The sequence below is a fragment of the Clostridium sp. UBA1652 genome, from assembly GCF_002320975.1.
Lineage (GTDB): Bacteria > Bacillota > Clostridia > Clostridiales > Clostridiaceae > Clostridium_T > Clostridium_T intestinale.
The window spans coordinates 84,563-105,751 of sequence record NZ_DCLI01000087.1 but is presented as its reverse complement, the minus strand read 5'-3'; the positions used below and the strand labels follow the sequence as shown (position 1 = coordinate 105,751).

Genomic DNA, 21,189 nt, shown 5'->3' with positions numbered 1-21,189 from the left:
TTTATTAGAATATATATATAATATAAATGTCCAATATTATGAAAACTTTTCTTTACAAAGCATAAGCTATATGATAGAATTTCATAGTAACCGCACATAACAGGTTTTTAATTAAAACAAAGTTAAATCTTTGTACCTAAAATGGCGAGACCGTAATGAGGAGGTGTTTTTAATGTACGCAGTATTAACTACAGGGGGAAAACAATACAGAGTTCAAGAAGGAGACGTTCTATTCGTTGAAAAATTGAATGCTGAAGTTGACTCAACAGTTGAATTTAACGAAATCTTAGTTGTATCTAACAACGGTGAAGTTAAAGTTGGTAAACCAGTGGTTGAAGGTGCAAAGGTTGTAGCTAAAGTATTAGCTCAAGGAAAAGCAAAGAAAGTTGTAGTTTTCAAGTATAAACCAAAAAAAGACTACAGAAGAAAAGCTGGACACAGACAACCTTACACTAAGATCCAAGTTGAAAAGATCGAAGCTTAATTATGATTAAAGTAGTAATTAAATTTCAAGATGATAATATAATTGCAGTTGATATAAAAGGTCATGCTGTTAGAGATGCTGAAGCTGTTATAATAGGTGAAGCTTACGATATGGTATGTAATTCTGTATCTGTACTTTCTCAAAGTTTACTTATAGGCTTAGAGAGTGTATTAAAAATAAATTGTAGTTATGAAATCTATGATGGATACATAAGCTTAGATTTAAGCGATATAGAGAAAGAGGAATTATTAAAGGCACAAGTGCTTTTAAAAACCTTTGAACTTAGCTTAGAAAGTATAATGATATCCTTAGAACAAAGTTTTGGAAAAAATAAACGTGATAAATATATATTTCTTTTAAAAGAGGAGGTGTAACACCATGTTAATAATGAACCTTCAATTGTTTGCTCATAAAAAAGGAGTAGGTAGCTCTAAGAACGGTAGAGATTCTGAATCTAAAAGATTAGGAGTTAAATCAGCAGATGGTCAATTTGTTTTAGCTGGAAACATCATAGTTAGACAAAGAGGAACTAAAATCCATCCAGGTACAAATGTTGGAAGAGGTAAAGATGATACTCTTTTTGCAAAAGCTGATGGACTTGTTAAATTCGAAAGAGTGGGTAAAGATAAGAAAAAAGTTTCTGTTTACCCAGTACAGGTTGAAGAGATAGCTGAATAATTTACTCAGTAGCAAAGCACCCTAAGTTAGGGTGCTTTTTTAAATTTATTACAAAAGTGGCTTAAGAAAAAAATAAGTTATTTGTAACTCTTATGTATTTGCAAAATAAATTTCCATGTTGTAATATTTAAGAGATTAATAAAAAAATACCTGTTAATAATATATATAGAAAATAAGGTAAGGTGATTATATGTTTATAGATACAGCCAAAGTTTTTCTAAAATCTGGTGACGGTGGAAATGGTTCTATATCTTTTAGAAGAGAAAAGTATGTTCCTCTAGGTGGACCAGATGGAGGAGACGGTGGAGATGGCGGAGACATAACATTTGTAGTAGATACCAATATGACTACTCTTTTAGACTTTAAATATAGTAGAAAGTTTATAGCTGAAAGAGGCGTTAATGGTTCGGGCTCTAAATGTTATGGAAAAGATGGAGAGGATTTAATAATTAAGGTTCCAATGGGAACTATTATTAGAGACGTAGAAACTAATAAAATTATGGTAGACCTTTCTCATCCTGGAGATTCTTATAAAATCTGTAGGGGAGGAAAAGGTGGAAAAGGTAATGCTAAATTTGCAACACCTACAAGACAGGCGCCTAACTTTGCAGAACCTGGAATGCCAGGTGAAGAAAGATGGGTATTATTAGAGCTTAAACTTTTAGCAGATGTAGGTTTATTAGGGTTCCCTAATGTAGGAAAATCAACATTGCTTTCAATAGTTTCTAAAGCTAGACCAAAGATAGCTAACTATCATTTCACAACTTTAAAACCTAATTTAGGTGTAGTTAGTGTACCAGGAATAGAACCATTTGTTATGGCAGATATACCAGGTATAATTGAAGGAGCTTCAGAAGGTGTAGGCCTAGGAATAAAATTCTTAAGACACATAGAAAGAACAAGACTACTTATACATGTAGTAGACATATCAGGAGTTGAAGGAAGAAATCCTATGGAAGACTTCCTAAAGATAAATGAAGAACTTAAAAAATATTCTATAAAACTTTGGGATAGACCTCAAATCGTTGTGGCAAACAAAGCAGATATGTTATACGATGAAGAAGTATATACACAGTTTAAACAAAAGCTAAATGAAATGGGATATGATAAAGTATTTAAAATGTCAGCTGCTACTAATACTGGAGTAGAAGAAGTTATAAAAGAAGCTGCAAGAATGCTTCAAAGTATTCCAGTTATGGAACTTGAAATCTCTAAAGAAGACATGTATGTACAAGAGGAAAGAAGATTTACTTATGAGATTAGAGTTGAAGAAGGCGAAGAAAACGAAGATGGTAACAAGGTAAATGTCTATGTAATAGAAGGTAGCTTCGTAGATAGACTATTAACTGCTGTTAATGTTAATGATGCAGACTCGTTAAGATATTTCCATAAAGTTCTGAAAAATAAAGGAATTTTAGATGAACTTAGAGAAATGGGAATAGAGGATGGAGACTTCGTTAGACTTAATGACTTTGAATTTGAATACTTAATGTAATAAGAAGGGATGATTTTATGATAACTAGTAAGCAAAGAGCTTATTTGAGATCTCTTGCAAATAATATAGATCCTATATTCCAAATAGGTAAAAATGGTATAGAAGAAACCTTTATAAAACAGGTTGAAGATGCCTTAGAAGCAAGAGAATTAATAAAGATAAAGGTACTTGAAAACTCAGGATTAGAGACAAGGGAAGCCTCTGACATAATATGTGAAAAAGTAGGATGTGAAGGCGTTCAGGCTATAGGCAGTAAATTGGTACTTTACAAACAAAGTACTAAAAAACCTAAGATAGAGTTAAAGACAAAATAATGAAGAAAATTGGTATATTGGGGGGGACTTTTGATCCTCCTCATAATGGCCATATATATATCGCAGAACAAGCCTACAAAAGATTAAAACTAGACAAAATTATATTTATGCCTGCCGGAAGTCCTCCTCACAAAACTCATAAACAAATTACAGATGAAAATATAAGATATGAAATGGTTAAGCTTATTACGAAAGGTTACCCTTATTTTGATGTAAGTGATTACGAAATAAGCAAGGGTGGATTAAGTTATACTTATCTTACATTAAAACATTTAAATGAAGTAAATAAAGATTGTAAGTTTTATTTCATAGCTGGAGCAGACAGCTTACTTCAGCTAAATAACTGGAGAAATGTACAGGGAATATTGGATAATGCTACCTTAGTGGTGTTTGGTAGACCTGGTTTTCCTAAAGAGAAATTATTAGAAGAGAAAAATAAAGTTGAAGAAAAATACAATCATGAGATTATATATTTGGACTTATTAGAATTAAATATATCGTCTTCTCAAATAAGAGAAGAAATAGAAAAGGGGTTGCCTGTACCTGATGAAGTATTAACAGAAGAGGTAAGGGAGTATATTGGATATATGGGATTATATAAGGAGAGATAATTATGTGGAGTAATGAAGAGATACTACAATATCTTAGAGAGAATTTAAAAGAGAGTAGATATGAACACACACTAGGTGTAGTTAAGACAGCCAAAGCATTAGCAAAAATAAATGGTGTTGATGAAGAAAAAGCAGAACTTGCAGCTTTAATTCATGATAGTGCTAAAAATATGCACATTATTTCTATGAAGAAGATGCTAGAGGAGAATTTTGAGCAAATAGATGATATAGAAGAAAAAACACCTCAGCTTTTACATGGAAAAGTTGCAGCCATTATAGGTAAAAATATAATGGGTATTGAAGATGAAGAGGTTTTAAGTGCAGCTGCTTATCATACAACAGGTAAAAAAAATATGACGCTATTAGAAAAGATAATATATATAGCTGATTATATAGAGCCTAACAGGGTTTATCCTGGCGTTGAAGAGTTAAGAAAATTAACTTTTGAAGACTTGGATAAAGGTGTGATAGTGGGATTAAATAATACCATAAATTATATATTAAAACAAGGTGGACTTATTCATCCTAATACTATAGAGGCTAGGAATTATCTTATCATTAATGGTAAGGGAGGCTTAGAATAGTATGGATAACGGTGAAGAGTATAGAAGCAAAAAGAAAAAAGCCTACTACGAAAAACAAAGAAAAAGACGATTGATGATTATGAGTGGTGTATTGACTGCAATAATAGCAGCAGTTGTTTTTACTGTTATTTACTTTTATAATTTCTTTGGGAAATTTAGTACAGATGGGGTTTCAGTAGCTCCAAATGAAGTAAAGGCAAAAGAACCTGTTAATATACTTGTACTTGGATTAGATATAGGAGATGTTAATCAAAAGGATAATGAAAGTATAAAGAGAACAGATACCATCATGGTGCTTCATTATGAACCTAAAAATAATGCAGCAAGTCTTATTTCAGTTCCTAGAGATATGTTAATAAAGGTTAATAAAAAAAATAATAAGATAAATGCTGCTTACGCTATAGGAGGAGAAAAACTCATACAAAGCGAGGTAGAAAAACTTATAGAAGCAGATATTAACTATATTGTAAAAATAGATTATGAAGGATTTAGAGCTCTGGTAGATGCTGTTGGCGGAGTTGAAATGTATATTGAAAGAAATATGTATTATGATGACGATGCGCAAGATCTTCATATTAGATTCAATAAAGGTGAAACTGTTCTTTTGGATGGTAAAAAGGCAGAAGAATTCTTTAGATGGAGAAAAAACAACGATGGAACAGGTTTTGCAAATGGAGACTTAGATAGAATAGAAAATCAGCATAAGTTCATAAACAAGCTTATAGAAAAATGTACATCACCAGCTATAATTACAAACATAAAAGGAATACTAGATGTATTGCCTGCCTATGTTAAAACTAATATGTCACCAAGTAAGATTATCTCTTATGGTTTAGGGCTTAAAGATTTAGATAAAAGCAACGTAACTACGGCTACTTTACAAGGAGATCTTAAAACTATAGGGGGAGCCTCCTATGTGGTATACAATAGAAATATGAATATTGAAACCCTTGGATTACTGAGTGGATCAGAGTCTAGTAATGGTGCTATAAAGAAGAAAAATTTAAGGATAAATATCTTAAATGGAACTAGAATTACAGGATTAGCATCAAGGATGTCGGAAAATTTAAAAACAAAAGGCTACAGTGCTATAGACACAGGTAATACTCAAGAACGAAGCAAAACTATTATAAAAACTAATAATAAGGAAATTGGAAAACTTATAGTAGATGATTTAGGAACTGGAACTATTCAGGAGTTAGAAGATAATCCTCAAGGATATGATGCAATAATATTAATAGGAAGCGACTATAAAGAATAGATTTATTAAGGAGCAAAAATGAGTAAGATACAAAAGACAGTACCAGCTGAGTATGATAAACGAAAAATTAGAGAATATTTAAAAGAAGATTTGGGTTTATCAACAAGGCTAATAAGAGGGGCTGCTTTAGATAAACGAATATTAGTAAATAAAAAAGCAGTAAAAATGAACTATGTGGTATCAGAAGGTGAACATATAGTGGTTATATTAGATAAAGAAGAGAGTCAGAATATAGAACCGGAAAAAATGGATCTAGATATTGTATATGAAGATGAAGATATAATAGTAATCAATAAAAAGCCATACATGGTTGTGCATCCTACTAAAAGCCACTTTAATGGAACTTTATCTAATGGAGTTATGTATTACTTTAAAGAAACAGGACAAAATTCTATTGTTAGACTTGTGAGCAGACTAGATATGAATACATCAGGGCTTATAATTATTGCTAAAAATCAATTTGCACACATGCAGCTCTCTAAAGAGATGAGAGAAGAGCACTTCCAAAAAAGATATTTAGCTTTAGTTCATGGTAACTTAAAAGAAAGAGAAGGTACCATAAATAAACCTATTTATAGAGAAAGTGATGATGTAATAAAGAGAGTTGTAGACCCTAGAGGGCAGGAAAGTATAACTCACTATAAGGTTTTGGAGAGATATGAAAATGCTGACCTAGTAGAATGTCTTTTAGAAACAGGAAGGACTCATCAGATAAGAGTTCACCTAAGTTATTTAGGAAACCCTATTTATGGAGATTTTCTATATGGGGAAGAGGAAGATGAATTAATACCAAGGCAGGCTCTTCATGCATATGGATTAGATTTTTATAGTCCAAGAACAAGAGAGAAATTAAGTCTAAGAGCAGAAATGCCCGGCGATATGAAAGAACTTATAGAAAAAATTAAAAAATAGAGCATTTGCAAAAAAGCAAATGCTCTATTTTCTCATCTTCTTATTAAATATATTAGGATATTTTGCTTTAAGTTTTTTTCTCTTAATATGATTTTTATATTTGAGAAGAAAAAGAATTCCTAAAAAACTGCCTACTGATAAAATTATAGGAAGTGAATTTTTGTTTAAAATACTTTCTTTTACTGTTGTAGTTACTGGTTTAACTTCTCTATCTTCTCCAGAAGCTAAAGGAAGAGCTATGTAATTTTCGTTGTTTACTTTTACTTCAGAATTTAAAATAACCTCTCCTCTTTTAAAAGAAGTTTTAGATAAATCTTTAGTTTCACTTTCAACTTTAGAGTTTACATTTTTTTCTTGTCCTTTATCAGTAACGTAATAAACATCTTGAGTAGCTAATAAAGGGATTGTAGTATCCTTATCAACTTCATAACTTGAAACTTCTTGACCTTTAGAATAAAGTTTTACTAAGCTGAAATTATTAAATCCATATTCATATAAATCTTTTGCGTTTAGAAAAAAGGAATTTTTAATATCAGAACGCATAAAAGTAGCTATTAATCTTTGACCGTCCTTTTCAGCTACAGAAGTATAAGAATGTTTAGCGTCTATGGTATAGCCAGTTTTACCAGTAAGAGCATAAGGATAATAATACATACTATTTTTTCTTATAAGACTATTTTTGTTATCCGCCCATTTTTTCTCACCATTTATATTAGATGGAGGAAATTCATAAACAGCAGCTTGAGAAATTTCTAAATAATGAGGTGTTTTAGCAGCTTCTCTAGTAATTAAAGCTAAATCATAAGGAGTAGTTTTATGATTTTCATCATAAAGACCAGATGGATTAGTAAAATGGGAGTTATTAGCTCCTATTTCTTTAGCTTTTTTATTCATCATTTCAGCAAAACCTTCCACTGATCCTCCTACATATTCAGCTAAAGCTACAGCACAGTCATTACCTGAAAGTAGAAGCATGGCATGAAGTAAATCATTTACAGTGAAAACTTCTCCCTCAATCAAACCAAGTCTAGTTCCATCAACTGCTGGAGGATTTTTACCTATAGTTACTTTTGCATTTAAATCAGCATTTTCTAAAACAACTAAAGCAGTCATTACTTTTGTAGTTGATGCTGGAGCTAAAGATTCATTAGGGTTTTTTGAGTACAATAGCTTTCCGGTAGCAGCATCCATTAAAACAGCAGCTTCAGAATCAACATTAGGAACTTGAGCGGCTTTTGCAGGATTTCCTAAAAAAATAGTGAAAAAAAACATTAATGCAATAAAATAAACAAATCTTTTCATTTTATCCCCCGTCGGTTAATATCATTTAAAAATAAGTATAACAAATTATTAAACATATTTCTATATTATGTTTAAATTATGTCAATAATCATAAATAAATGAAAGATCTAGTATAAAAGTTGGAGGTCTTATGAGAATTAGAAAAAAAGAAAAGATTATTGGAATAGGAATACTTGTAACTCTATTAGTAGTTATAGGAGGGTTTTATTATTACATAAATAGACCAAAGCCCCTAACTAATGAAGAGATTGAAAATATGTTTGTTGAGGAAAGTACACAAGATAAAGAGGTTAAAACTCAAGAGAAGGTAGCTCAAACTGAAACTATAGTTGTAGAAATAAAAGGGGAAGTTAAAAATCCAGAAGTATACACATTGAAAAAAGGGGCTATAGTAAAAAACTTAATTGAAGAAGCTGGTGGACTTACTGAAAAAGGGGATACCTCAGCCATTAACCTTGCAAAAGAACTCCAAAACCATGAGTGTATAGTTGTTGGGAATATAGATGATAAAAGCGTTCAAGCTCAAAGTGTATCAGTATCCGGAACAGGTGGACAGAGTACTTCTAAAACAGATGGGAAGATTAACTTAAATTCTGCTACTGAAGCCGAATTAGATACTCTTCCAGGAGTAGGTAAGGTTATGGCTGGAAAGATAATTGAATATAGGGAGAAAAATGGTGGCTTTAAAGATATAGAGGAACTTAAAAATATAGATAGGGTTGGAGAAGCTACCTTCGAAAAGCTAAAGGATAAAATAAGTATTTAGAAATAACAAATAATTAATATAAAAAATAGTAGAATATGTATAAATAGTATATTAAAATTATAACTATAATATATAAGGGGGAAGGTTTCATGGATATACTTATTAACGTTGGATTAAGCTTTCTTTTTGGAATAGTTGGAATAGCAATAATGCTTATAGGTTATATACTATTTGATAAAGTTATAAAGGCTGATTTTGATAAAGAATTAGAAAATGGTAACATAGCGGTAGCTATTGTTGTAGCAGGAGTACTTATTGCAATAGGAATAATAGTTTCTCAAGTTATAGCTTAATAAAATCAGCGTATTCTATATAAGAATGCGCTGATTTTATTAAATAAACAATAATATTATCAAGTGTAAACATTTAAATGGTGATAGAAAATTAATAATTATATAAAAATATTAAATAATTCACAAAAAGAGAAAATACCTATTGCATATAGCCTTACTATATATTATAGTTATAAACATAAACTAAATAAAACTTTTTTGTTTCTTATCGTGAGAGGTGGAGGGACTGGCCCTATGAAACCCAGCAACCAACATAAATTCCATTTAATTTATGCATGGTGCTAATTCCTGCAGCTATTTTTTAGCTGATAGATGAGAGGATAGATTTCTAGGGCTGTTATTATCGCGCGGAGTTTATTCTCTAGCGCTTTTTTTATTGCAATCGATGGCTCAAAAGTCGTCGTAGCGATATTTTTCACTTTACCTAGGTATAACAATTTGGAGGAAATAAATGATAGAAATAAAAGGCTTAAGCAAAAGTTTCCATGGAACAGAAGTATTAAAAGATATACACCTTAAAATTCAAGAAGGCGAAATTTATGGGATTATAGGACATTCAGGAGCAGGAAAATCAACTCTCCTAAGATGCATAAATGGACTAGAAACCTATGATTCAGGTAGTTTAGAAGTTATGGGGCAAGAAGTAGCTGAACTATCTCCTAGAGGATTAAGAGAATTCAGAAAAGATTTGGGGATGATATTTCAAGGCTTTAATTTGTTACAAACAAAAACAGTCTTTGATAATGTTGCATTACCTTTAGAAGTATGGGGCTACAATAAGCAAGATATAAAGGAAAAAGTATATAAATTATTAGATTTAGTTGGACTTACAGAAAAAGAAAAAAGTAAGCCAGCAAGTTTAAGCGGTGGTCAAAAGCAAAGAGTAGCAATTGCTAGAGCTTTAGTTTTGGAACCAAAGATACTTTTATGTGATGAAGCAACCTCAGCACTAGATCCTAAAATGACAAAAGATATATTATCTTTATTATTAAAGATAAATAAGGAACTAGGAATAACAATAGTTGTAGTAACACATCAGATGGAAGTTGTTAAAGAAATATGTGAAAAAGTTGCTTTAATTGAAGGTGGGGTAATTAGAGCAGAAGGAAATGCAGAAGAATTATTCTTACGTCCAGGCTTGAGCCTTAAAAAGTTTTTAGGTGATGAGGAAGAAGAAACACTTCCAGAAACAGGAGTAAATATAAGATTATATTTCCCTAAAGATTTAAGTGAGAATTCAATAATAACTGCAATGGCAAGAGAATTAAATATAGACTTCTCAATTGTATGGGGCAAACTTGAAAAGTTTAGAGATGATGTTTTAGGAAGTCTTGTTATAAACATCAAAGAAGAGTATAAAGATATAGCAATAAATTATCTAAAATCTAAAGATATAATCTGGGAGGTGCTATAGGATGTGGAATGATATATTACTTAAAGCTATAAATGAAACGCTAATAATGGTTTTTGTTTCAACATTCTTTGCTGTACTCATAGGATTTATACCAGCGGTAGTATTAATTCTTACTGCACCAGATGGATTAAAGCCAAACAGTATTATATATAAAACTTTAGATGTAATAGTAAATGTCTTAAGAAGTATACCATTCATAATTTTGATGGTAGTAGTTGTTCCTATTACAAAATCAATAGTAGGAACTAGTATAGGAATCAAGGGGGCAATTGTTCCATTAACTATAGCGGCTGCACCTTTTGTAGCTAGAGTACTAGAATCTTCCTTAAGAGAAGTTGATAAGGGAGTAATAGAAGCTGCAAAATCATTTGGAGCCACAAACTCACAAATAATATTTAAAGTTATGCTAAAAGAGGCCATGCCAAGTATAATTTTAGGAATAACACTAACAATAATAAGTATAGTAGGATACTCAGCAATGGCAGGAGCTGTTGGTGGAGGTGGACTTGGAGCTGCAGCAATCCAATATGGATATAACAGATTCCGAGGAGATGTAATGTTTTATACTGTATTAATTTTAATTGTATTTGTTCAAGGATTACAGTCTTTGGGGAATTATATTTATAAAAAGAAAACAAAATAAAAAATTAGGGGGTTCTTAATATGAAAAGAAAAGGATTATTATCAATATTATTAGTAGGGGCATTAGCATTTAGTTTAACTGCATGCGGAAAAAAAGACGATAAAACTATAAAAATAGGTGTTACACCAGTACCACACGAAGAAATAGTTAATGAAATCAAACCATTAGTAGAAGCAAAAGGTTACACACTTGATGTAGTAGAATTTAATGACTATGTTACACCAAACACTGCATTAAATGAAAAAGAATTAGATGCAAACTTCTTCCAACATGTACCTTACTTAGAAAATATGAACAAAGAAAAAGGATTAGATTTAACTTGGGTAGCAAAAATCCATATTGAACCAATGGGTTTATATTCTAAAAAAGTTGCAAAATTTGATGATATAAAAGATGGAGCAAATATAGCTATACCAAATGATGCTTCTAATGGAGCGAGAGCACTTAAATTATTAGCAGATAACGGATTATTCAAAGTTAAAGATGGAGAATTAATAACTCCAAATGATATAACAGAAAATCCTAAAAATATAAAAATTACTGAATTAGATGCAGCTCAACTTCCAAGAACTTTAGATGATGCACAAGTTGATGCAGCTGTTATAAATACAAACTATGCATTAGATGCAGGCTTAAATCCAGTAAAAGATGCTCTTGCTATTGAATCAAAAGATTCACCTTATGCTAACATTTTAGCAGTAAGAAAAGGTGATGAAGAAACAGAAAAAATTAAAGTTTTAAAAGAAGCTTTAACATCTCCAGAAGCTAAAAAATTCATAGAAGAGAAATATGATGGAGCAGTAGTTCCAGCATTTTAATAACTAGAAATACAAAAAGCTATCATGAATTTAATTTGTGCACCTTGTTGCTGTAGAGGCTGCTCCTAAAGCCTCATTAAATTCATTATTTATAAAATATAAGACTGAAACTAGGAACCACTTCTACCGCAACCTTACTGCTGTAGAAGTGGTTCTCAGCTTTATTAAATTCATAGCTTAGTATTATTATGTTTAAAAAAGTTAAACACTTTAATACTGTAGAAGCGCTCCTCAGCTTCATTAGAGTCATTTTAATTGATAATTATGTTTAATAAAAAGTTAAACACCTTGTTGCTGTAGAAGCGTTCCACAGCTTCATTAGAGTCATTTTACTTAAATATTATGTTTAATAAAAAGTAAACACCTTGTTGCTGTAGAGGCTTCTTCTCAAGCCTCATTAGATTCATTAAATACTATGTTTAATAAAAAGTTAAATGTTTAAATGTTTAAAAAGTTAAATGTTTAAAAAGTTAAATGTTTAAAAAGTTAAATGTTTAAAAAGTTAAATGTTTAAAAAGTGTTATTTGAGAGAAGTTAAGGTAATTCTCTATAAAAATGAGCTCTTGATAAGACGTTTAAGATGTTTGAAAAATTTGTGCAGGATATAAAAACGCTAAAGCGGGAATAAAAATAATGTCGAGAGAAATAACATAATATAATTATTAAATAATATTGATTATTAATATCAACTATGATAGAATAAAATCATAGAAATTAAGAAACACGGAGGATTTTAATTATGAAACATGAATTACCAAAACTAAAATATGAATATAACGCGTTAGAGCCATATATAGACGAAACAACAATGACTATACACCATACTAAACATCATGCTACTTATATAAACAATTTAAATGCAGCTTTAGAAAAGTATCCAGATCTTCAAGAGAAATCAGTTGAGGATTTAGTTAAAGATTTAAATGCTGTACCAGAAGATATAAGAACTGCTGTAAGAAATAATGGTGGAGGTCACTATAATCATTCACTTTTCTGGCAACTTATGGGTCCTAATAAAGGTGGTAACCCAACAGGAGATTTAGGAAAAGCTATTGATGATAAATTTGGAAGCTTTGATAAATTTAAAGAGGAATTTGGCAAGGCAGCTGCTACAAGATTTGGTAGTGGATGGGCTTGGTTAATTGTAAATAAAAACAATGAGTTAGAAGTAGTATCAACAGCTAATCAAGATACTCCAGTAAGTGATGGAGCTAAGCCTGTATTAGCATTAGATGTATGGGAACATGCATATTACTTAAAATATCAAAATAGAAGACCAGATTATGTTGGATCTTGGTGGAGCGTAGTTGATTGGGATTACGCAGCAGAATTATATAAAGATGCAATAAAGTAAAGTTATTTCTTCCCCTTAAAAATGTCCCCTTTTACTACCTAAGTGTAAAACTTAGGTAGTTTTTTTATTCTTTAAGAAATTATGTTTTTTAAAGCTTTGGATAACTTAAATTAGATATGAATCTAATAAGTCTGCGTGAAGCTCCTAAAGAATAAAAAAATAAATTGAGCGCCTACCAGTTTTTCCTCACATGCGTTTGGAAAGGCAGATACGCAAAAAAAGTCGACGGCTCATAATCGCCTTGGCGACTTTTTTATTTACATTAAGGTTAACTTTATTTACATAAAAAGCTTTTTATAGTATATTAAAAGAATGTTATGAAGTGGAGGTATAAATATGGACAATAACGAGGGAATTGTTAAGGAAGTTGCTAAAGAAGAAAATAGTAATAAAAAGAATGGTGAAATAGGTTTCTTTGGAAGATTAATAATATCTATAGCAGATCAAACTATAGTGGCATTTTTAGCATTTATATTATTTTTTATAGTTAGTTTAATTTTAAAGGTAATTGGATATAAGATTGTGGTTGAGATAGGGATATATTTCTTCACATATGTTACTTCAAATATACTATATTACACAATTACAAAAAATAGCTTAGGAAGAACATTAGGAGAAAAAATATTTAATGTTCAATAAACTTACGGAGGAAAATCTAATAGATGAAAAAAGGTAGTGAAATAACCTTAACGATAGAAAAAACTGAATTCCCATCTAAAGGAATTGGATACTTAGAAGGAAAAAAGATATATTCTAAAAATTCTTTTCCAGGCCAAGTGATTAGGGGAAAAGTTACCAAAAAGAAACAAGAGTATGGAGAAATAAAACCTCTAGAGGTTGTTGAGAAGGCATCTTATGAAATTGATGCTAGATGTTCGGTATTCAATATTTGTGGAGGTTGTTCTTCACAAAATCTTAATTATGAAAAGCAATTAGAGCTTAAAAAGGAAGAAGTTAAAGAATTGTTCCTTGATGCAGAAGTTGACATGGGGGATTTCTTAGGAATAGAAGGAAGTCCAGATCAATGGAAATACAGAAACAAAATGGAGTTTACCTTTGGTGATGAGGAAAAAGGGGGAGAACTAACCCTTGGAATGCATATAAAAGGAAAACCATTTGGAATTGTAAATGTAGATGTTTGTGAGATAGTTGATGAGGATTTTAGAGAGATTTTAAAAGCAACAGTTGAATATTTTAGAGGAAAAGACCTTCCTTATTATAGAGTAATGAAAAGAGAAGGATATCTAAGACATCTTGTAATAAGAAAAGCTTTTGAAACTGAAGAAATAATGGTTAACTTAGTTACAACAACTCAAATAGATTTTTCTTTAGATGAGTATGTTGAACTTATAAAATCATTAAATTATAAAGGTAAATTAAAATCAGTACTTCATACAGAAAATGACTCTTTCTCTGATGCAGTTATACCTGAAAAAGTTAATTTATTGTATGGAGAAGACCATATAACAGAAAATCTTTTAGGGCTTAAGTTTAAAATATCACCTTTTTCATTTTTCCAAACTAACTCCAAAGGAGCTGAGAAGTTATATTCTCTAGTGAGAGATTTTATGGGAAGTGGAGAAGATAAAGTAGTTTTTGATCTATATTGTGGTACAGGAACTATAGGTCAGATAACAGCTCCTAAAGCTAAAAAGGTTAGAGGAATAGAGCTAATCGAAGAAGCTGTAGTTGCTGCTAATGAGAATGCTAAACTAAATGGACTAGATAACTGTGAGTTTATAGCTGGAGATGTAGCTAAAGTAATAACACAGTTAAAAGATAAACCAGATATAATAATATTAGATCCTCCAAGAAGTGGAGTACATCCTGTTGCACTTAAATATGTAGTGGATTTTAAAGCTCAGGATATTATATATGTAAGTTGTAATCCTAAGACATTGGTTGATGACTTAAAGTACTTAATAGCTTCTGGATATAAAGTTCAAAAGACTTTATGTATGGATATGTTTCCTAACACGCCACACTGCGAAACTATAGTGAAGCTATCTAGGTAAAATCAAGGGTTAAAAGAAATTTAATATATTAAAAATGTTGATTTACTACTAATTTGCTACCAATGATTTGAGATTGGTAGCAAATTATTTTTTTGCTACTAAAGATTCAAAGATATTAACAGTATCGTTTTTCATCTTCTGAGTTACATGAACATAGGTGTCCATGGTAGTAGCTAATTTAGAATGACCTAATCTCTTTTGAACGTCTTTCATGTTGGCACCATTCTCCAGTAGTAAGGTAGCATGAGTATGCCTTAAAGCATGAAAATTAAAATCTATACCTAAGTCATAATTAACAACTCTACTCAAATATTTAAGTGAGTTTGTGGATATAAGTTCACCATTCTCTTTAGTACTTAATAAATCAATTGCTGAATAAACTCTTTTGCCAAACTTATATGTAGCCTTAGAGTAGTATTCTCCATAACGTAATTTATTCTCTTTTTGCCATACAATGTGTTTTTTTAGTATATCTATAAGCGTAGCACCTATTGATATTGTCCTAAAAGAACTCTCGGTTTTTGGGGTGTCAAAACACCATTCAAACTCATCATTTAATAAATTCTTTTCTACTTTTAATGTTCTATTAACAAGATCTATGTTATCCCAGGTAAGTGCACATACTTCTGAAGCCCTTAAACCAGTATGAAAAGCTATTTGTACTGGAAGAAAGAAGTTAGATCCTTTAGGGAATCTATCAAGTATTGTGTTAACCTGCTCTATAGTTAATACCTTTATTTTTTCATCTGTCTTATTTAACTTAAATTTAGGCATTGAAACATAATTCATAGGATTTTCTTTTAGATGGCCGTATGGATAGACTGCAAGTTTTAAAGATCCAGATAAAACACCATAGAAATTAGTTACTGTGTTCTTTGTATAACCTTCAAGTTTTTTACTGTTTAAGAATTCTTGAAGAGTTGATGGGTCCAAAGAGTTCAATTTATGCTTACCAAACTTAGGAATTATATGAGAATCAACTATCTGTTTGTATTCATTGTATGTTCTATGTTTTAAGTTGACTTTTACATATTGGTCAAGCCAAAAGTTAAAATAATCACTAACACTTATGTTACTTAAAGCTGTAGACCTTCCTGTGTTTTCATACTCGGTCATAGCCTTTCTAAGAGCTTTTTCAGCTTCTACCTTAGTCTTACCACCTACTCGGCATATCTTCTTGTATTTCCCGTCTACCTTACTTGTATTGAAGTAATAGTACCACTTATCAGCACGTTTATATACTCCAGGCATTTATATCACACTCCTTTATTTTTATAAAGGGTTCGTCGCAAAGAAGAACCCAGATTATACAGAATAAAATTTAGAAATACCTTTGGATTTTGTAGTTATTTTCCTTTAAGCGCATTTTCAATAATAGTTAGCTGTTCTTTTTGCAATTCAATAATTTTTTTTTGGTTTATAATCAAGTCGCGTGCTTCTTCATTTAATTCCTCTAAAGAGTTTATTTTGGCTACTAATTCATTTATTTGAGGCTCGTAATAGTTTTCGATGAAACTGGAAACTAAATCTATACCATATTCGAGAGCTTCATTTGTCAAATTAATTAAATCTTCTTTTGTGAAATTGTCAAAATTATCAATATATGCAGGTACCTTTAAAGTAAAAGGATTGATTTTTGCCAAATCGTTTATAAAATCTTGTTTATCTTTTGATGACATATTCTCAAATGCTGAAGTATTTAGATTTAATCCATGGGGAGCAAGCATTTTTTTTATATCATCTGCAGATAATTTATCATAATATTTTTTATTGATAGAATCTGTTAATGAAGTAGTTACTGTATCATAAAATAATTTAATGTCTTCTGTATCCTTTCCTGAAGCAGATAATAGTTTTATTGAAGCTATATTTAAAGCTCTAGATATTTTGACTAAAGTAAATTCATCAGGAACTCTTTTATCTAGCTCATATTGAGAAATAGCTTGCTCTGATAAATCAACTTTTTGTGCTAATTCTTTAATTGTAAGTCCAAGCTCCTTGCGCCTTTTTCTAATAACATTACCTAAAGTGAGATTTTCTTCCATGATGCACCTCCATAAGTATATTTTATGTTAGTTATAAGAAAAAGTAAACAATTGATTATAAAAACTAAACAAATGAGTTGACATCTACTCAAATGAGGAGTAAGCTTTAAATATAAACTAAACAACTGAGTAGGAGGTGGTGAAATGTTAAAAATTGATAGAGACAAGTTTTTAATTGCAATTGCAAGAGCCGAAATAACAACAACTGAGTTAAAAGCCAAGTCAAATGTAGGGAGAAATACAATATCTAATATTATTAATGGAAAGGTATATGTAAGACCTGTAATAATTGGTAAACTTGCTAATGCATTAAATGTATCAGTAGAAGATTTAGTAGTATTTGAAAATTAGTTTTGTTTTTAATAATAAAAATAAGTGAAATTATTAGAGCGAAGATTTAGTTAGATAATTAAAATTTGTCCTAAAATAATATATAGGGTTTTTTAAAACTTTATTAGAAAACACTCTTTTCGACTATAGACAACTCAGTGAAGCTTTAAAATGGAGCAAATCCATAATCATAAAATAAATTAGCTGACCAATTAAATTCAAGAGTGGGGGATGTTAAAAATGAGTAAAAATGTAAAAGAAGTTACGCAGTTATTATGTACAGTTGAGGAGACTTCTAAGATATTAAAAACCAATACTAATACAATATATAAGCTTATCAGAGAGGGGAGATTGAAAGCATTGAAGCTTGGGAGATTAAAGGTACCTATATTTGAGATCGAGCGATTTTTACATGATAACTTAGGTGAAGATTTATCAGAGTATATATGTTAAGTGGGTGAGAGTTTGAACCCAATAGAATATTCTATAAGAAAAAAATATAGATACACAGCATTAAATTACGTATTTGATGTCTATATGGAGTGTGAGTATAGAGCTAATCTAACCCAAGAGATATTTGAGGAATTGGAACCTGGTGAATTTAGGTTTGATTATGAAAGTTGGAGTGCAAGATTAGGAATATCTAAAAAGCAATTAGAAAGAGCAATAAAGGAATTAACTACGAAAAGTGAAGTAATAATGCAAACTGAAAAAGGGAAAAGGGGCACTTGTAGCAAGTATTTTTTAGCTAGATTTCAGGAGAAGAAAAAAGAGAAGAGTAAAGAGGGGAATAAGAGAACATTAGGAGAAGAGTTAAGCGTTGATAACTCTAAACTTATAGTCACTTTAGGAGAAGAAAAAGGGAGTGATAAAGAGAGGAAAAAAGAGAAGAAAAAGGAGCAATCATCTCAATATAATAATCTCAATATAGAATCTAATAATATATATATGTCTGTTTTTGATTATTGGAATGAGAAAAACATAAAGAGACATAGGGTTTTAAACAATGATATTAAGAAAGCTATAGATAAGGCATTAAAGATAAAAGTTGAGGATGAATTTATAAAGGAGGCTGATATAAAGAGTGCAATAGATAACTACAAAGAGGTTTTAGATAGTGACTATTTCTTTAACTACAAATGGGGACTAGCTGAATTTCTCACTAGAAAACAAAAGGATAGTAGCGCAAACCAACTTGTATTGTTTTTAGACAATGGAGCAACTTATGAGAATTATAAAAGACAGTGTAAGAAGCCACTGGACAAACCTCAGGAACAGGTAATATACAAAACAAAAGTAAATAATGAAAAAGTATAGGGGGAACGCTATGTACTTTGATGTTGAACTAGAGAAGAACTTATTAGGAGCTATCTTATTCAGTAATGAGTTGATGGATGAGCTCAGAGTTAAGCCGATACAAATTTATAATAACAAAAACAGAAAATGTCTTGAAGTAATGTGTAGTCTTCATAGTGAGAATAAAGAGATTAATTATGTGACACTTGCAGAAGCTTTAAAGGGTATATGGACCATTACAGAAATTGCTTATCTAACAGACAATGGCTCACTTTATTTAGGATCATTTAACAGTATACAGGATAAAATAATAAGCCTATATGAGAAAACTGCAACCAATAATGCTTTAGTTAAAGGAATTGAAATGTTAAGTGAAGGAAAAGAACCTGTACATGTTTTAACAGTGATCAATGACTGTTTTAGTAAAGATATAGATGATAGCACAAGCAGTATAAAACATATAAGTGAATTTGTAGAAGATGCTTTAGTGACAATAGAAAATGCCTATGCAGGTGGTAGCAAAATAACTGGTATGGAAACTGGATTTAAGCTTTTAGATGATACCTTAAATGGTATAGAGAAAGGAAAGTATATAATAATCGGCGCAAGACCAGGCGTAGGTAAATCCGCGATGGCTCTGGAAATGGCCAAAAGGTTATCAAGAAAAAACACAGTTTTAGTATTCAGTCTTGAGATGCAAGGAGAAGAAAATGCCCAAAGGTTATTAAGTAATGAGGCTAGACTTCCTATGATGAATGTAAAACGTGGGAACTTAATGCCAGAATCATTTTCTAATCTTATTAATAAAGCGGCAGTATTAGAAAAACTTAATCTAAGCGTTGATGAAACAGAAGGTTTAACCATTGAAGAACTTGAAAGAAGGGCAAGAAGATTTAGAAAATCTAATGGATTAGATGTTATAGTAATTGACTATTTAACACTACTAAATGCAGAAGCTAAATTTAATGGAGTTAGAGAGAAGGTAAATTATATATCTACAAAGATAAGGCAACTGGCGAAATCATTAAATGTAGCAGTAATAGTCTTATCACAGCTTAAAAGAGAAGCAGAAAGTAATTCAAATAATGATACTCCTAAGCCTGTTACAATGGCTGATATAAGGGAGAGTGGCAATATAGAGCAGGATGCACACGTAATTCTATTACTTCAAGAGAAGATATCAGTGGATCCTAGCAATAAGGATAAGTTGTTAGTATATGTGGCTAAGAACAGGGGTGGACAAAAAGGAGAGACAATAGAGTTTAACTATTACAAGAGAACACAAATAATTGATGAAATAAACTAATGGAGGAATGGAAGTGAATAGAGAAGATTTAAGAAAAGTTGAGTGGAAAGAAAAAGTAGCTCCTATATATGACAATAGTGAACTATCTAGCGAGTATAAACAGATAAATAATACAGGGTATTTTCATATGTGGATTAAGGATAAGATAGTTTATTTAGATGGTGCTGAAGAAGTGAGAGTTAACGCTTTAGTAGAAAAAGAAAGTGGTGAAATGGTCTATGTCAATTCTACTGATATAAGATTTTGTGAAACCTGCATATAACGGGTATAGCGTATGAGCAATGAGAAAGAATTAAAGGTTGTAATTCTAAGAGTAAAAGATAAGTATCTAAAGTGCAATGACTTAAACTTAAAGAAACTTATGGGGAAAATTATTGCAGGAGATATAAGTATAAATAATAGAAACATGTAGAACAATAAGGTAAAAGTTGATGGTTTTGGATACAAAAATTATATAAGAAAGGGTAGGTGTATTTTATGAATCAAATAGTAACTGAGAGTAATGAAGGCTTAATTAAGAGTATAAAGCTTCTTTGTGGAGATGATTTAAGTAGGGGGAATATAGAGAATGTAATAAGTAATATTAAGCGTGTACAGAGATGCCTTGATGAAAGTGAATGGGTTCAAGAAATGATTAGAAATAATGCTTCAGCAAATGAAATAGCTGATGAAATAATAATAAGAATGAAGTATATTATGGAACAGAAAAAGTTGAAAGAGCAGAACGCTAAAGAATATCAACTTAATTAATATTTATGTGGAGGTTAAAATATGAATTTAAGAGAAATAAGGGAATCTAAGGGATTTGATCTAGTATATGTTTCAAAAATGACAGGCGTTACTAAAGGGATTTTAAAGAAGTTTGAAGATGGACAATATGATTTAAAACTAAGTGAGGCTAAAAGTATAGCTAGGTTCTTTAAGATAAATATATACAGCTTAATTGGCAAAGAAACATCAAGTAATGCTAGCTTTAATGTCAAATTTGAAAAGAATCTATTAAAGCTTAGGAGAAAAGCCATGATGTTTAGAAATAATGAATTTGCTAGTTCAATAGGAATTTCAACAAAGATTTTAGGAGAAATTGAGAATAGAGATTATGACATAAGAATTAGTCTATTATTTAAAATATGTGAAAGTTTAAAACTAGATATAGAAGAAGTACTAATATGTGCTTGATTCAATATATGTAGCTAAAAGCAGTAAATTAAGACTTGAAAACTGAAGTGCAATATACGCACATTAGGGATAGAAAAGATTAATAGGCA

At 30.7% G+C, this 21,189-nt stretch carries 28 protein-coding genes and 1 riboswitch; of the genes, 25 read left to right on the top strand and 3 right to left on the bottom strand.

Annotated elements, in window-relative coordinates; all coding sequences use genetic code 11:
* The first annotated feature begins 172 nt into the window (after positions 1–172).
* The 9 genes from rplU (at position 173) to B3N22_RS19305 (ending at position 6,339) form a co-directional block, all read left to right on the top strand.
* On the top strand, positions 173–484 hold the full coding sequence (rplU, locus tag B3N22_RS19345) for a 50S ribosomal protein L21 (protein WP_021800629.1): 312 nt from the start codon (positions 173–175) through the stop codon (positions 482–484).
* 2 nt (positions 485–486) lie between these two features.
* Positions 487–858, top strand: coding sequence for a ribosomal-processing cysteine protease Prp (locus tag B3N22_RS19340; RefSeq protein ID WP_021800630.1), 372 nt, complete (start codon positions 487–489; stop codon positions 856–858).
* Positions 859–862: 4 nt separating this feature from the next.
* Positions 863–1,162 (top strand): 50S ribosomal protein L27, encoded by a 300-nt coding sequence (gene rpmA / locus B3N22_RS19335; protein WP_021800631.1) that lies wholly within the window; start codon positions 863–865, stop codon positions 1,160–1,162.
* Positions 1,163–1,352: 190 nt separating this feature from the next.
* The gene (gene obgE, locus B3N22_RS19330) at positions 1,353–2,657 is read left to right on the top strand and encodes a GTPase ObgE (RefSeq protein WP_286909694.1); all 1,305 of its coding nucleotides are present in this window, start codon (positions 1,353–1,355) and stop codon (positions 2,655–2,657) included.
* A 17-nt stretch (positions 2,658–2,674) separates the two neighbouring features.
* A complete protein-coding gene (gene yhbY, locus B3N22_RS19325) occupies positions 2,675–2,971 on the top strand; it encodes a ribosome assembly RNA-binding protein YhbY (protein ID WP_073018169.1) in 297 nt (98 codons plus the stop codon).
* Positions 2,971–3,582, top strand: coding sequence for a nicotinate-nucleotide adenylyltransferase (gene nadD, locus B3N22_RS19320; RefSeq protein ID WP_286909693.1), 612 nt, complete (start codon positions 2,971–2,973; stop codon positions 3,580–3,582). Before yhbY ends, nadD begins: the two co-directional genes overlap by 1 nt.
* Before the next feature lie 2 nt (positions 3,583–3,584).
* On the top strand, positions 3,585–4,166 hold the full coding sequence (yqeK, locus tag B3N22_RS19315) for a bis(5'-nucleosyl)-tetraphosphatase (symmetrical) YqeK (RefSeq protein ID WP_286909692.1): 582 nt from the start codon (positions 3,585–3,587) through the stop codon (positions 4,164–4,166).
* Between the two features lies 1 nt (position 4,167).
* On the top strand, positions 4,168–5,427 hold the full coding sequence (locus B3N22_RS19310; RefSeq protein ID WP_286909691.1) for an LCP family protein: 1,260 nt from the start codon (positions 4,168–4,170) through the stop codon (positions 5,425–5,427).
* Positions 5,428–5,445: 18 nt separating this feature from the next.
* Entirely contained in the window at positions 5,446–6,339 is an 894-nt protein-coding gene (locus B3N22_RS19305; RefSeq protein ID WP_286909690.1) for an RluA family pseudouridine synthase, read from the top strand.
* A gap of 24 nt (positions 6,340–6,363) precedes the next feature.
* Here B3N22_RS19305 and B3N22_RS19300 read toward each other — a convergent pair whose 3' ends face one another.
* A complete protein-coding gene (locus B3N22_RS19300; protein ID WP_286909689.1) occupies positions 6,364–7,641 on the bottom strand; it encodes a D-alanyl-D-alanine carboxypeptidase family protein in 1,278 nt (425 codons plus the stop codon).
* 130 nt (positions 7,642–7,771) lie between these two features.
* Between B3N22_RS19300 and B3N22_RS19295 the strand changes: the two genes are divergently transcribed.
* The 8 genes from B3N22_RS19295 to rlmD all read left to right on the top strand — a co-directional run bounded on the left by B3N22_RS19295 (position 7,772) and on the right by rlmD (position 14,944).
* Positions 7,772–8,407 carry a ComEA family DNA-binding protein gene (locus tag B3N22_RS19295; protein WP_286909688.1) on the top strand — a complete coding sequence of 212 codons (636 nt, stop codon included), beginning with the start codon at positions 7,772–7,774 and terminating at the stop codon, positions 8,405–8,407.
* Positions 8,408–8,496: 89 nt separating this feature from the next.
* Positions 8,497–8,700, top strand: a complete 204-nt coding sequence (locus B3N22_RS19290; RefSeq protein WP_073018184.1) for a DUF350 domain-containing protein — start codon at positions 8,497–8,499, stop codon at positions 8,698–8,700.
* Positions 8,701–8,902: 202 nt separating this feature from the next.
* A riboswitch (SAM riboswitch) is annotated at positions 8,903–9,019 on the top strand.
* A gap of 132 nt (positions 9,020–9,151) precedes the next feature.
* On the top strand, positions 9,152–10,114 hold the full coding sequence (locus B3N22_RS19285; RefSeq protein WP_238902705.1) for a methionine ABC transporter ATP-binding protein: 963 nt from the start codon (positions 9,152–9,154) through the stop codon (positions 10,112–10,114).
* A 1-nt stretch (position 10,115) separates the two neighbouring features.
* Positions 10,116–10,757 (top strand): methionine ABC transporter permease, encoded by a 642-nt coding sequence (locus B3N22_RS19280; protein WP_238902704.1) that lies wholly within the window; start codon positions 10,116–10,118, stop codon positions 10,755–10,757.
* 20 nt (positions 10,758–10,777) lie between these two features.
* Entirely contained in the window at positions 10,778–11,575 is a 798-nt protein-coding gene (locus B3N22_RS19275) for a MetQ/NlpA family ABC transporter substrate-binding protein (protein ID WP_286909687.1), read from the top strand.
* Positions 11,576–12,314: 739 nt separating this feature from the next.
* The gene (locus tag B3N22_RS19270; RefSeq protein WP_238902702.1) at positions 12,315–12,929 is read left to right on the top strand and encodes a superoxide dismutase; all 615 of its coding nucleotides are present in this window, start codon (positions 12,315–12,317) and stop codon (positions 12,927–12,929) included.
* A 336-nt stretch (positions 12,930–13,265) separates the two neighbouring features.
* A complete protein-coding gene (locus B3N22_RS19265; protein WP_073018195.1) occupies positions 13,266–13,568 on the top strand; it encodes a hypothetical protein in 303 nt (100 codons plus the stop codon).
* A 23-nt stretch (positions 13,569–13,591) separates the two neighbouring features.
* The gene (gene rlmD / locus B3N22_RS19260; RefSeq protein WP_286909685.1) at positions 13,592–14,944 is read left to right on the top strand and encodes a 23S rRNA (uracil(1939)-C(5))-methyltransferase RlmD; all 1,353 of its coding nucleotides are present in this window, start codon (positions 13,592–13,594) and stop codon (positions 14,942–14,944) included.
* A gap of 84 nt (positions 14,945–15,028) precedes the next feature.
* On the opposite strand, the gene B3N22_RS19255 is transcribed toward rlmD, so the two are convergent.
* Both B3N22_RS19255 and B3N22_RS19250 read right to left on the bottom strand, forming a co-directional pair.
* Positions 15,029–16,195 carry a tyrosine-type recombinase/integrase gene (locus tag B3N22_RS19255; RefSeq protein WP_286909683.1) on the bottom strand — a complete coding sequence of 389 codons (1,167 nt, stop codon included), beginning with the start codon at positions 16,193–16,195 and terminating at the stop codon, positions 15,029–15,031.
* A 95-nt stretch (positions 16,196–16,290) separates the two neighbouring features.
* A complete protein-coding gene (locus B3N22_RS19250) occupies positions 16,291–16,989 on the bottom strand; it encodes a helix-turn-helix domain-containing protein (protein ID WP_286909681.1) in 699 nt (232 codons plus the stop codon).
* Positions 16,990–17,133: 144 nt separating this feature from the next.
* Here B3N22_RS19250 and B3N22_RS19245 point away from each other — a divergent pair, with 144 nt between their 5' ends.
* The 8 genes from B3N22_RS19245 to B3N22_RS19210 all read left to right on the top strand — a co-directional run bounded on the left by B3N22_RS19245 (position 17,134) and on the right by B3N22_RS19210 (position 21,100).
* Complete coding sequence (locus B3N22_RS19245) at positions 17,134–17,340, top strand: helix-turn-helix transcriptional regulator (RefSeq protein ID WP_286909680.1); 207 nt, start codon at positions 17,134–17,136, stop codon at positions 17,338–17,340.
* A 219-nt stretch (positions 17,341–17,559) separates the two neighbouring features.
* The gene (locus tag B3N22_RS19240) at positions 17,560–17,772 is read left to right on the top strand and encodes a helix-turn-helix domain-containing protein (RefSeq protein WP_238902696.1); all 213 of its coding nucleotides are present in this window, start codon (positions 17,560–17,562) and stop codon (positions 17,770–17,772) included.
* Between the two features lie 12 nt (positions 17,773–17,784).
* Positions 17,785–18,636: a hypothetical protein gene (locus B3N22_RS19235; RefSeq protein WP_286909678.1), complete on the top strand. Its 852-nt coding sequence runs from the start codon at positions 17,785–17,787 to the stop codon at positions 18,634–18,636.
* 10 nt (positions 18,637–18,646) lie between these two features.
* Positions 18,647–19,921 carry a replicative DNA helicase gene (locus B3N22_RS19230; RefSeq protein WP_286909676.1) on the top strand — a complete coding sequence of 425 codons (1,275 nt, stop codon included), beginning with the start codon at positions 18,647–18,649 and terminating at the stop codon, positions 19,919–19,921.
* Positions 19,922–19,934: 13 nt separating this feature from the next.
* Positions 19,935–20,183: a hypothetical protein gene (locus B3N22_RS19225; protein WP_286909674.1), complete on the top strand. Its 249-nt coding sequence runs from the start codon at positions 19,935–19,937 to the stop codon at positions 20,181–20,183.
* Positions 20,184–20,195: 12 nt separating this feature from the next.
* Complete coding sequence (locus B3N22_RS19220; RefSeq protein WP_286909672.1) at positions 20,196–20,333, top strand: hypothetical protein; 138 nt, start codon at positions 20,196–20,198, stop codon at positions 20,331–20,333.
* A gap of 65 nt (positions 20,334–20,398) precedes the next feature.
* Positions 20,399–20,671, top strand: coding sequence for a hypothetical protein (locus B3N22_RS19215; protein WP_286909670.1), 273 nt, complete (start codon positions 20,399–20,401; stop codon positions 20,669–20,671).
* Positions 20,672–20,692: 21 nt separating this feature from the next.
* Positions 20,693–21,100, top strand: coding sequence for a helix-turn-helix domain-containing protein (locus B3N22_RS19210; RefSeq protein ID WP_286909668.1), 408 nt, complete (start codon positions 20,693–20,695; stop codon positions 21,098–21,100).
* Positions 21,101–21,189 lie beyond the last annotated feature (89 nt).